The sequence below is a fragment of the Novosphingobium sp. KACC 22771 genome (genome assembly GCF_028736195.1).
GTDB lineage: Bacteria > Pseudomonadota > Alphaproteobacteria > Sphingomonadales > Sphingomonadaceae > Novosphingobium.
Genome location: NZ_CP117882.1, coordinates 377,251 through 388,470 on the forward strand (window position 1 = coordinate 377,251; position 11,220 = coordinate 388,470).

Annotated in this window: 8 protein-coding genes; 6 read left to right on the plus strand and 2 right to left on the minus strand. The window is 61.6% G+C overall.

Annotated elements, in window-relative coordinates; all coding sequences use genetic code 11:
- Positions 1-70: 70 nt before the first annotated feature.
- Genes PQ467_RS18655 through PQ467_RS18670 form a run of 4 tightly spaced genes read left to right on the plus strand, consistent with a single transcriptional unit; the run spans position 71 to position 4,155 of the window.
- A complete protein-coding gene (locus tag PQ467_RS18655) occupies positions 71-841 on the plus strand; it encodes a TIM barrel protein (protein ID WP_274177037.1) in 771 nt (256 codons plus the stop codon).
- Between the two features lie 41 nt (positions 842-882).
- Positions 883-2,211, plus strand: a complete 1,329-nt coding sequence (locus PQ467_RS18660) for an MFS transporter (protein ID WP_274177038.1) — start codon at positions 883-885, stop codon at positions 2,209-2,211.
- Between the two features lie 32 nt (positions 2,212-2,243).
- Positions 2,244-3,200: a sugar phosphate isomerase/epimerase family protein gene (locus PQ467_RS18665; protein ID WP_274177039.1), complete on the plus strand. Its 957-nt coding sequence runs from the start codon at positions 2,244-2,246 to the stop codon at positions 3,198-3,200.
- Positions 3,201-3,219: 19 nt separating this feature from the next.
- On the plus strand, positions 3,220-4,155 hold the full coding sequence (locus PQ467_RS18670; RefSeq protein WP_274177040.1) for a sugar phosphate isomerase/epimerase family protein: 936 nt from the start codon (positions 3,220-3,222) through the stop codon (positions 4,153-4,155).
- A 70-nt stretch (positions 4,156-4,225) separates the two neighbouring features.
- Here the strand turns inward: PQ467_RS18670 and PQ467_RS18675 are convergent, their stop codons facing one another.
- Positions 4,226-6,184 (minus strand): glycoside hydrolase family 127 protein, encoded by a 1,959-nt coding sequence (locus PQ467_RS18675; RefSeq protein ID WP_274177041.1) that lies wholly within the window; start codon positions 6,182-6,184, stop codon positions 4,226-4,228.
- A gap of 167 nt (positions 6,185-6,351) precedes the next feature.
- On the opposite strand from PQ467_RS18675, the gene PQ467_RS18680 reads away from it, so the two are divergent.
- Positions 6,352-8,325 carry a sialate O-acetylesterase gene (locus PQ467_RS18680; protein WP_274177042.1) on the plus strand — a complete coding sequence of 658 codons (1,974 nt, stop codon included), beginning with the start codon at positions 6,352-6,354 and terminating at the stop codon, positions 8,323-8,325.
- Between the two features lie 9 nt (positions 8,326-8,334).
- Here PQ467_RS18680 and PQ467_RS18685 read toward each other — a convergent pair whose 3' ends face one another.
- Entirely contained in the window at positions 8,335-9,387 is a 1,053-nt protein-coding gene (locus tag PQ467_RS18685) for a LacI family DNA-binding transcriptional regulator (protein ID WP_274177043.1), read from the minus strand.
- A gap of 223 nt (positions 9,388-9,610) precedes the next feature.
- Here PQ467_RS18685 and PQ467_RS18690 point away from each other — a divergent pair, with 223 nt between their 5' ends.
- Positions 9,611-11,203: an alpha-N-arabinofuranosidase gene (locus PQ467_RS18690; protein ID WP_443193029.1), complete on the plus strand. Its 1,593-nt coding sequence runs from the start codon at positions 9,611-9,613 to the stop codon at positions 11,201-11,203.
- The last annotated feature ends 17 nt before the right edge of the window (positions 11,204-11,220 follow it).

The window sequence follows — 11,220 nt, forward strand, 5'->3', positions numbered from 1 at the left end:
GCAGGACTTAACCTGCCAGGCATACGAGCGCGAAAAGCGCCACGGGGCCGTAGAATGGGAAAAGGGTCCTATGTCTGCGAGCTATCCGCTTTCATCCTGTATTGAATGGCAATTTACCGAAGCCGGCGATCTTGACGCGCGTCTGCGCGCGGCCAAGGCGGCGGGGTTTGAATTGGCCGAATTTCACCTCTGGCGCGACAAGCCGGTGGATGCTCTGGCTCAGGCCCTGGACGAAACCGGGATGCGTCTGACCGGGGTTTGCGTTGATCCGCGCCGCTCGATCGTCGACCCGGCCGAGCGCGAGGAAATGGTGACCGCCGTGCGCGAAACGATCGCGGCCACGGCCAAGCTGGGCAAGCCGGACCTGATCGTCGCTTCGGGCTTTCGCGTGGAGGGATTGAGCGAGGAGGAGCATTTCGCCAATGCGGTGACGGCCCTGCGCGCGGCGGCCGATGCGGCCGAAGAAGCGGGCGTGACGCTGCTGCTCGAACCGCTCAACACGCGCCTGTTCTCGGCCATGTATCTGGTCAGCACCAAGCTGGGGCTTGATCTGGTCGAGGCGGTGGACAGCCCCAATCTGCGCCTGCTCTATGACGTGTGGCACAGCGCCGTGATGGGCGAGGATATGGCGCAGGTGCTGGCCGGGCGCATCCATCTGGTCGCGCATGTGCAGGTGGCCGATATGGATGATCGCCATGAGCCGGGAACCGGCAGCCTCGACTGGACCAAGATCATGCAGACGCTGACTGATCTGGGTTATTCAGGCGCGATCGGGCTGGAATATTTCCCCACACTGCCCATGGACCAATCCCTCGCGCTGACCCGGCAAAAGCTGGGCTGAGCAATCGCGCAATCTGCCGCCGCTCGGGAGAGGATGTGGCTATGCAAGAGACAAAACTGAGCTTTGTCGAAAGACTGAGCTATGGCTTTGGCGATATGGGGACCAGTCTGGCCTATAATATGGCCAGCGGTTTCCTGCTGTTTTACTATACCAATGTGGTCGGCCTGCCGGCGGCATCGGTGGGCACGGTGTTTCTGATTGCGCGATTGCTCGATGCGGTGATCGATGTGCTGGTGGGCATCGCGGTTGACAAGACGCGCAGCCGATGGGGGCGCACGCGGATCTATTTCCTGTTCGTCGCGGTGCCCTATGCGCTGGTTTCGGTCGCGGTGTTCCATGTGCCCGCATGGGGACAGAGCGCGCAGCTTGTCTATGCGTTCATCACCTTCAAGGCGCTGGGCATTTTCATGTCCTTTCAGGCCATTCCCTATACGGCGCTGATGCCGATGATGACGCTGGACGGCGGTGAACGGCTCAAGCTTTCGGGGATGCGCTCGATCGGCACTTCGGTCAGCGTGGTGTTGGGCACGGCAACGGTCATGCCGCTGGTGGGGGCGCTGGGCGGCGGGGATCAACAGCGTGGCTTTACGCTGGTGGCCGCCCTGTTTGCGGCCATAGGCTTTGCCTGCACCGCGGCGCTGTTTCGCCATTGCCGTGAACGCCATGAGGACCATGCGGCGCCCGACTTTGCCATCCTGCCCGCCGTGGGCGAAATGCTGCGCAATCGCGCCTGGTTGGTGGTGTTCGGCTCCTGCCTGCTCTATTTTGCGCGCTTTGGCATGATGATGGCGGCAACGGCCTATTTTGCCATCGACGTGCTGGGGCGGCCGTGGATGATCTCGGTGATGCTGCCTGCGGTGGCGGGCATGCTGCTGCTCTCGGCCTTTGTCGCGCCCGCCATTCTGGCGCGCACCGGCATTCGCAACGGCACGGTGGGGGCGCTGGCATTGGCGGCGGTGCTGTTTGCGGCCTTGCCCTTTGTGCAGGATCATGTGGGCCTGTTTCTTGGCCTCTATATTGGCGGATGTCTGGCCACATCGATCACCATCACGGCGGCCTTCGCAATGGTTGCCGAGACAGTGGATTATCACGAGGCCCAATTCGGCACTCGCCGCGAAGGCCTGCTTTCGGCCGGAATCAGCCTTTCCACCAAGCTGGGCATGGCGCTGGGCACGGCGGGCTTTGCCTATGTGCTGGGGGCATCAGGCTATGTTCCCGGCCATGTCAGCGAGGGCGCGCGCGAAGCGATCCGCTGGACCTACAGCGGCGGCGCGGTCGCGCTGCTGGCCGCGCAAACGCTGGTCATGTTGTTTTGGCCGATCGGCGCGCGCGGCAAGACTCCAACCCATGCGGCTCTGAGCCCGCAATAATCCCGGTCACTCCGAGGAAACGGAACCCAGACATGAACACAGACGCGATCTCTATCAGCCTCGATTTGATCAATCGACACTATCAGGAACCCAATCGCAATCGCTATGAAAGCAAGTATTTCTGGGAGGAGCTTTACAAGCTGATTGCCGCTTCCGGTTTTTCGAGCATCGAAATTCCCTATGAGCCGGTCTGGCAATTTGGCGGGCGCAGCGGTGTGCCGATGAACCGCTATTGCGTAAACACTAAATACGAAAGCGCGACCAAGTATCGCGCCGTGTTGCGGGCCAGCGGGATCGAGCGCGTCACCGGCATCACTTTCGACCCCAACCTGTTTATGCGCAACGACAATCTGGGCTTTTATTTCGGCGCCACCGGCCATTTTGCGGGCGAGGCGCTTGCCCATGCCGCCGATATGGGGGCGGATTATTTCGCGATCAGTCCTTCACCCTATTACGGGCGCATATTGCAATATCATCCAGATCTGGAGGATCAGAAAGAAGCCTTTACCCAGCGCACCGTCGAACTTCTGGGCGGACTTGCCGCCAAGGCGGCGGATCTGGGCGTGACGCTGGTTTTGCGCGGTGAGTATTGGAGCCTGCTTGGGGGGGAGCGGGTTCTTTCCCTGCTCGACGCGCTGCCCGATACGGTCAGGCTGGATGTCGATACCGCCAATCTGTTTGTTGCGGGCATTTCGGCGGCGGACTTCCTGGCCGCGCATATTGGCCGGATCGGCTGCGTGCATCTGACCGACAGCGATTTTGTCGATCCGGGCGATGTCTGGAAAACGCCCAATCCGGAGTTTCCGTCCCAGCGCGCCACGCAGGTTTTTCGCGATCCGGGCACCGGTTCGGTTGATCTGGTCGGCATCGCCGCCTTGCTGGACCGGCTGGATTATCAAGGCCCCGTCACCTGCAGCGCCCGGCAGACGCGCGACCCGTTTCGCGCCTTGCTGAGAAGCCGCGCCCTGCTCAACCAGTTTCAGAATTAAGCCGGACGGAGAATCCGCAATGACCAATATCGGGCCGAACATCCGTTATGCGAACATGAGCCACTGGAAATCGATTCCCTATAAGCAGATCGATAATTTCCGTGAGTTCTACTATGAGGACAAGACGAACGCCGCCTATTATTCCGATTGGGACAATATCCTGAAATACCAGTCAGCGCTGGGTTTTGACGGGATTGAGATCGCGCCATGGGACATGGCCGATATCCTGCCGCTGTTCGGTTCGCCCGAGAATTTCACCGCCTTTGCCAAGGATCGCGGGGTAGAGGTGATCGGCATGTTCCATGGTGCCCATGCGTCGCATGCGGCCGATCACTTTGACGAGGCGGTGCGCTCCGGGCGCGAGGCGGTGGATACGATCGTGCGTTTCGGCGGCACCTATATGAACACATGCCCCACGCAGAATTATTTCGGCACCGGCCCGCTCAGCCGCGAAGAAGTGCAGCAATGCGCCAAGGTCATGAACGAGATCGGCCGCTATGCCACCGATCACGGGGTCAAGATCGGCCTGCATAATGAGTTCTTCTGCGCGATCAACCTGCCCAACCATCGTGAGTTGATCGAAAGCACCGACCCCCGTTTTGTGCATTATTGTATCGACACGGCGCAAATCTCGATCATGGGCGAGGACCTGCTGAAATTCTACAGCGACTACCATGAGCGGATCAGCACCTTCCACCTCAAGGACACCGCCTCATCCAACCAGCCCGACAGCGTTCGCTATGCTCAGGACCCGGAAATCACCGATGACGGCACACGCTGGTTCTGGGAGCCGGGGCAGGGTAATCTTGACCTCAAGGGCCTTTATCGCCTGTTGAAAGAGCATCAGTTCAAAGGCTGGATGTCGATCGAATATGACGGTTCGCCCGACCTTTTGGCGTCCATGGCGATGACCCGCTACTATCTCGATAACGAATTGCGGCCGATTTACGATTGAGCCCCGATGGCCGGTGCCCACCCTTCCAATGCGCGCAGAGCATGACCTGCCCTGCGCGCATTCATGTTGCCTAGAGATCCGGCCCCAGTCGCCAGTAGGTGGCATAACGTTCATGCGCGATCCGGTAATAGGGGATCAGGCGCAGGGGTTGCCGATCGCTCGACGGGATCGTGAATTCCAGCGGGCCATCGCCCGGCGCTATCCTTTGCGCCAGCGTGTCGGCCGCCCCGCCAATGGTCGGCGGCGTGAAGGGGGCGTTGTTATACTCGCCATATTTCCTTTCATTGACAACCAGATCCGCGCCAGGCGCGATCCCCTCGCGCCCAAAGGCACCGGCCAGAACCAGCGGACCATAGGTCAGAGCCACGATGTCGGACGCGGCGCCCCTGCGCTCAACCGCATGCTCCATCGTCATGCGCCATTCAATCTGGTCCCCATCGCGCCATTCGCGGGCAAGGTCGATATAGGATCCGGGTGTGGATGACTGCACATGCTGCTGTCCGTTGATCAGAACAGTTGCGGTCCTGCTCCATCGCGGATGGCGCAGTTTCAGCGTCAGTTGCGTGGGCCGCTTCAATCTCCAGCGCAGTTTCGTCACCGCGCTTGCCGGAAAGTCGGTGATCTGTTCCAGCACCGCGTCCTGCGCGTGCCAGCGCAATGTCGAGGCGATGAACAGGTTGACGTAAAGTGTTCGGTCCTGATGGAAATAGATGGAGTCGCGATATTTGACATGGTTTTCCATGCCTGTGCCGGTGCAGCACCAGAAGGAATTCTCCGGCGTATGGTATAATTTCATATAGCCGGGCCGCGCGCCCTGAAAATAGGTGGCCATGCCGCTGTCGGGATCTTGCGAGGCAAGGATGCCGTTAAAGAGCGTTCTTTCATAATAATCGGCATAGTCAGCATTGGGATCATGCAAAAACAGCGCCCGCGTCAGCTTGAGCATATTGTGCTGCCCGCATGTTTCCGAACCCTTGGCGGAAAATACATGGCGGTCGAACTGGTCGACGGGAAAGAAATGCTCGTTATCGCCATGACCGCCTGTGGCAAAGGAGCGGTTGTGCACCACCGTTTGCCAGAAGAATTGCGCGGCATCGCGATAGGCGCCATCGCCGGTCGCCTCATACACCCTTTCAAAGCCCACGATTTTGGGGATCTGGGTATTGGCATGCATCCCGTCGAGTTCATCGCGCCCGGCCGCCAGCGGCTTGAGAACCGCCTTGTGGGAGAAGCGCTGGGCCAAAAGGCGATAATCTTCCTTGCCGGTCATGAAATAGAGATCGGCCAGCACTTCATTCATGCCACCATGCTCGGTTTCCAGCATGGTTTCGAACTGCGAATCAGTCAAAGGGCGGGTGGCGATCACGGCCCAGTCGGCCATACGGATCAGCACCTCGCGCGACGGGGCGCTTTGGGCCAGCAGCGCGCCGTCGCGCAGGCCGGCAAAGACCTTGTGGAGCGTGTACCACGGAACGCCGGTGATTTTCTCACCCCGCAAATGCGCGGCCACCAAGGCCCCACCGGCGGGAAAAGCGCAGACCAGTCCGGTGCCGGACGCCCGCTGGCATGCGGCCAGTTCGGCGGCGATATAATCCACCTTTTGGCGAAACCGCACATCGCCGGTCGACCGCCACGCCATCGCGCAGGCCGACAGATAATGGCCCAGCGTGTGCCCTTGGCAATGAATGTCCTGCCATAGCGGATCGGACTCCCAACCGCCATAGGCGGGCGCCTTGGGTGGCAACCCGGCATTGACGCGGAATTGATGCAGCATGCGATCGGGTTGCAGGCTCAGGAGATAGGCCAGCGTCATCTTTTGCGCATGCAGAAAGGGGCCTTCGCCAAGATCGACATCGGCCATGTCGAAGGGGCGCAGGCGGGTGGGCGCTTTTGCGGTCTGCCTTGGCCCAGCGGAGGCCAGAGCAGGCGTAGCGCCCTTGGTCAGAGGGCCAAAAACCATCGCCGAAGCGGCAGCCGAAGTCAGCAGATCTCGCCGGGAATATCCGCAGCCGCAGGTCCGGTTGGTCAAGGTTCCCTCCCTCGATTTGCATGGATAGCGTTATCGTGTTTTGTCGAAACTTATCGCTCATCGTCGCGGGAGTCTAGGGTGACCATTGCCAATAAACTAGGATTTTATGCTTGATCAAGCTAGAGGCCTTTATTAAGATAGCGCTATCATAACAATGGATGAGATGGATGTCTGACGTGCCTGCAAAGCCTGTGACGGGCGATTTGTCGATGGTTTTCATGCGGTCGGTCATGGGGCGTCGATCCCGCCGGATGGCCGCGATCGTTGCGCTGCTGGCATCGGCCGCCTCCGCGCAGGCGGCAACGCTTTCGCTGGCGCCGGTTTGGGGCGATCATGGCGTGATCCAGCGCGATGCGCCGGTGGTGATCAGCGGCAGCGCCGCTCCCGGCGCGCCGGTCAGGGCCATATTGGGCGATGCCGAGGCGCAGGCGCGCGCCGACAAGTCCGGCCATTTCACACTGACATTCCCCGCTCGCTCGGCATCGGAAGTGCCGGTCGATCTGGCGGTGGAGGCGGGCGGCGAAAAGCTTGTGCGCCATGATCTGCTGGTGGGCGACGTCTGGCTGTGCTCGGGCCAGTCGAACATGGAATTTCCGGTGGCGCGGGCTCTCAATGGCGGGCTTGAAGCCGCCATATCCAGCGACCCGCAATTGCGCCTGCTGACCGTCCCGCAGGCGATTTCCTTCGCGCCGCAGGATGCCTTTTCCCGCCCCGTCGCGTGGCAAGCGGCTGCGCGCGAGAGCGTCACCGGCTTCTCCGCTGCCTGCTATTTCATGCTGCGCGATCTGCGCAAGGCATTGAAAGTGCCGATGGGGGCGATCCATTCCAGTTGGGGCGGCTCGCAAATTCGTCCATGGCTGAGCTCCGAGGCCGGACTGGCGCTATACGGCAGCGCGGAGATGGCCTCGATCAAACGGTTTGAAAGCGATCCTCTAGGGGCCGTCACTGCTTTCTCGCCGCGCTGGGAGGCGTGGTATCGCGGCGCCACCGGCGGCGGCCAGCCATGGCTGCAACCCGACACGCTGAGCTGGCAGCCGGTGCCCTCGATCCAGGGTTGGCTGGCATGGGAAGGGACGCCGCTGGCCGCCAAGCCGCTCGGCACGGTCTGGTTGCGCCGTCAGGTCACGCTGAGCCGCACGCAGGCCGCCGCCGGGGCTGTGCTGGCGCTGGGCGTGCTGGATGACATGGATGTGACCTATGTGAACGGGCGCGTGGTGGGCAACAGTTTCGGCTGGGATTATCAGCGCGAATATCGCCTGCCGCCTGCCTATCTGCACGAAGGTGTCAATGAGATCATGGTCGCCGTGACCAACACCTATGGCAATGGCGGCTTTGCCAGCAGCGCGGACAAGCTGGCGCTGCGTATCGCGGGCGGGGAAACCATGCCGTTGGGCGATGGATGGCGGTTCAGCATTTCCACCGCCGGGGCCAATCCGCCGCGCACGCCTTGGGATGCCAATGCGGGCATCGGGGTGATGCACAATCGGATGATCGCCCCGTTGGGCTCCTTTGCTCTGAAAGGGGCGGTGTGGTATCAGGGCGAAAGCGACGTTGATACGCCCGGCTATGCCGACCGGCTCAAGGCCCTCATCGCGGGATGGCGTCGGCAATTCGGCGCGAAGCTGGCGGTCGAGATCGTGCAACTGGCCAATTACGGACCGGTGCATACCGCCCCCGGCGCATCCACATGGGCCGCGCTGCGCGATGATCAACGGCGCGTTGCCGCCGGCGATCCGCAAGCGACCCTCGTCAGCGCTATCGATATTGGCGAGCGCACCGATATCCATCCTGCCAACAAGCCGCTGTTGGGCAAGCGCCTGGCACTGGCCGCGCGCGGCATCGCGATGCCGATGCCTATTGCGGCGCGGCGCGAGGCGGGCGGTGTGCGCATCCGCTTTTCCGGCGTCGAGGGCGGATTACAGGCGTGGAGCGCGTCCGGCCCGATCGGCTTTGAACTGTGCGACGCGGCGGGCCAATGCCGTTATGCCGCCGCGCACACCGATGGCGACAGCGTCATACTGGCCGAGGACGGCAAGCCGGTGGCGCTGGTCCGCTATGCCTGGGCCGACAGTCCGGTGGTCAACCTGTTCGATGCGCGCCAGATCCCGGTGCCGGGGTTTGCCTTGCCGGTGGCGCCGTAAAGCGCGCCATCAGGCGGGCGGCGCACCGTCAGATTCGCGCTGGATGAAAGTATAGTCCAGCGAAACGTGGCGCGGCTTGCGCGACTGGTTCTGACGCTCCAGCCGAATATCCTGCACCAACAGATCGATGGCGTTCTCGGCCATCTCGCGGATGGGCTGGCGGATAGTGGTCAATTCGGGCCAGATCGTGGAGGCCAGCGCCGTATCGTCAAAACCGCAGACCGTGAGGTCGCGCGGGACATCCAGCCTCATGCGGTGGGCGGCCGCCACGCAGCCTGCGGCCATATCGTCGTTGGAGGCGAAGATGGCGGTTGGGCGGTTGGTCATGGCCAGCAGCCGGGCTGCCGCATCCATCCCCGAGCGATAGGTAAACTCGCCCTGCTCGATCAGCGTCTCGTCAATGGCCACCCCGGCGTTGAGCATGCTGTCGCGAAAACCGGCCAGACGCAGCGCGCTGACCGATTGGGCGGGATTGCCGATGATAAAGCCGATGCGCCGATGGCCCAGTTCGAGAATATGCGTCGTCATGTCGAGCGCGGCCTGATAGTCGTCGATCATCACCGCGCCGTAATGGGCCGCAGCCTGACCCGGCCCGATCAGCATCGCATGAGCCCGCAAGCGCCGCAGCAGCGCCAGCAATTCGGGATCATCACAAAGCGGGGGCGGCAGGATGAAGCCGTCAATGCCGCTCGCGGTCAGCTTGTTGATCAGCCTTTCCTTGTCCTCGCCCACATCGCAACGCTCGATCACCAGATGCGCGTCGAGGCGACTGGCCGCATCCATCCCGCCGATCAGCAATTCGGTCAGATAGGCCGCCGAGGGGTTCACATACAGCAGCGCGAGCCGGATCTGCGACACGCCCGCAAGGCTGCGCGCGGCCTTGTTGGGGGCATAATCCAGCTCCTTGATCGCCGCTTCGACGGCCAGACGGGTGTCTTCACGCACGCCGCTGCTGCCGTTGATGACGCGGCTGACGGTCATGGGCGAACATTGGGCCAGGCGGGCAACATCATTGACGGTCGGGCGCCCGGATTGGCGGCGGCGCAGGCGAGGTTCTTTCATGTCATGCTTATCCTTTCGGGATATTTGGCGCGATGGCCCGCGCAATGCAATATCAGATGCGCAACAGGGCCAATTGGGGCTTGCACAAGCAAATGACTTTGTTAGAGTTAGCGCTATCAATAGTCGGACCAATCGGTGGGGCGGTCATTTGCGGCATCATGTTTGCCCAACTCCCTGCCGTCTGGGTGCTGTGCTTTTAAAATCAGAAGTTCTTTTTGGGAGAATGCTTGTGCGAAAGACCATGATGCGCGCTGCTCTGCGCTCGGCCTTGCTGGCCGGTGCTGGCGTGGCCCTGATGGCGGGCGGCCCGGCGATGGCTGCGGCGCCGGTCGAGGTGACGGTGGACGCCGGAACGGCGGGCGATGTCATTGATCGCAATATCTTTGGCCAGTTTGCCGAGCATCTGGGGTCGGGCATCTATGGCGGCATTTGGGTGGGCAAGGATTCGCCCATTCCCAATGTGCGCGGTATCCGCTCCGATGTCGTGGCCGCGCTGAAAGCCATCAAGGTGCCCAACGTGCGCTGGCCGGGCGGCTGTTTTGCCGATGAATATCACTGGCGCGACGGGATCGGCGGCGCCGACCAGCGCCGCATCCAGGTTAATACGAATTGGGGCAGCGTGCCCGAATCCAACGCGTTTGGCACGCATGAATTCATGGATTTTGCCGAGCAGATCGGCGCCGACCCCTATGTGTCGGTCAATGTCGGATCGGGCACCCCCGCCGAGGCTTCGGCATGGGTGGAATATATGACCGCCGAAAAGGACACCACGCTGGCCAAGGAGCGCGCCGCCAATGGCCATGCCGCGCCGTGGAAATTGCCCTTGCTGGGCATTGGCAATGAAAACTGGGGTTGCGGCGGGGCCATGTCGGCCGACCACTATGTCGAGGAGATGAAGCGTTTCACCAACTTCATCCGCAATTTCAACCCTGCCCAGCGCGAAAAGGACAAGATGAAGCGCATCGCCGTGGGCTGGGACGGCGGCAAGCTGGACTATACCGAACAGGTGATGAAGGCGTGGAAGGACCACGTTTACAGCTGGGATATCGAGGGCATTTCGCTCCATAGCTATACCATTGGCGGGGCATGGCCGCCGCACCGGGTGGCCACAGGATTTGGGCTGGATGATTATGCGGCGGTCATCAAGGATACGTTCCGCATGGACCAGTTGATCAACACCCAGACCGCGATCATGGACAAATATGATCCGGCCAAGAAAGTGTTTCTGGCCGTGGACGAATGGGGCGCATGGCTGACGCCCACGCCGGGCACCAATCCGGGCTTCCTGATGCAGCAGAACAGTATTCGCGACGGCATTCTGGCTGCAATCAACCTCAACATCTTTGCCCGCCACGCCGACCGGGTAAAGGTGGCCAACATTGCCCAGATGATCAACGTGCTTCAGGCGATGATCTTTACCGACGGCGCCAAGATGGTGCTGACGCCCACCTATCATGTCTATCGCATGTATGTGCCGTTTCAGGATGCGCGCTTTGTGCCGGTGAAATTTGCCGCAGGCGAATATGTGCGCGGCGCGGTGTCCATGCCGAAACTGGACGCGATGGCGGCGCGCGACGCGCAGGGGCATCTCTGGCTCTCGCTGATCAATATTGATCCCGAAGCGCCCACCAGCATCCATTTGTCGGGTTACAAATCGGCCAGTGGCGATGTGCTTACCGCGCCCAAGGTGGACAGTGTGAACACGTTTGACGCACCCGCAGTTGTCGCGCCCAAGCCGGTTTCGGTGAAGGGCAAGGCGGGCGGTCTGACGCTGGAACTGCCCGCGCGTTCGGTGACGGTGGTGCGGCTGGATTGAGGATAGAAAAGGCGTGG

Coding starts and splice junctions, on each gene's coding strand:
- PQ467_RS18660 (WP_274177038.1), top strand. CDS start 883: ATGCAAGAGACAAAACTGAGCTTTGTCGAAAGACTGAGCTATGGCTTT.
- PQ467_RS18690 (WP_443193029.1), top strand. CDS start 9,611: ATGCTTGTGCGAAAGACCATGATGCGCGCTGCTCTGCGCTCGGCCTTG.
- PQ467_RS18680 (WP_274177042.1), top strand. CDS start 6,352: ATGTCTGACGTGCCTGCAAAGCCTGTGACGGGCGATTTGTCGATGGTT.
- PQ467_RS18655 (WP_274177037.1), top strand. CDS start 71: ATGTCTGCGAGCTATCCGCTTTCATCCTGTATTGAATGGCAATTTACC.
- PQ467_RS18665 (WP_274177039.1), top strand. CDS start 2,244: ATGAACACAGACGCGATCTCTATCAGCCTCGATTTGATCAATCGACAC.
- PQ467_RS18670 (WP_274177040.1), top strand. CDS start 3,220: ATGACCAATATCGGGCCGAACATCCGTTATGCGAACATGAGCCACTGG.
- PQ467_RS18685 (WP_274177043.1), bottom strand. CDS start 9,387: ATGAAAGAACCTCGCCTGCGCCGCCGCCAATCCGGGCGCCCGACCGTC.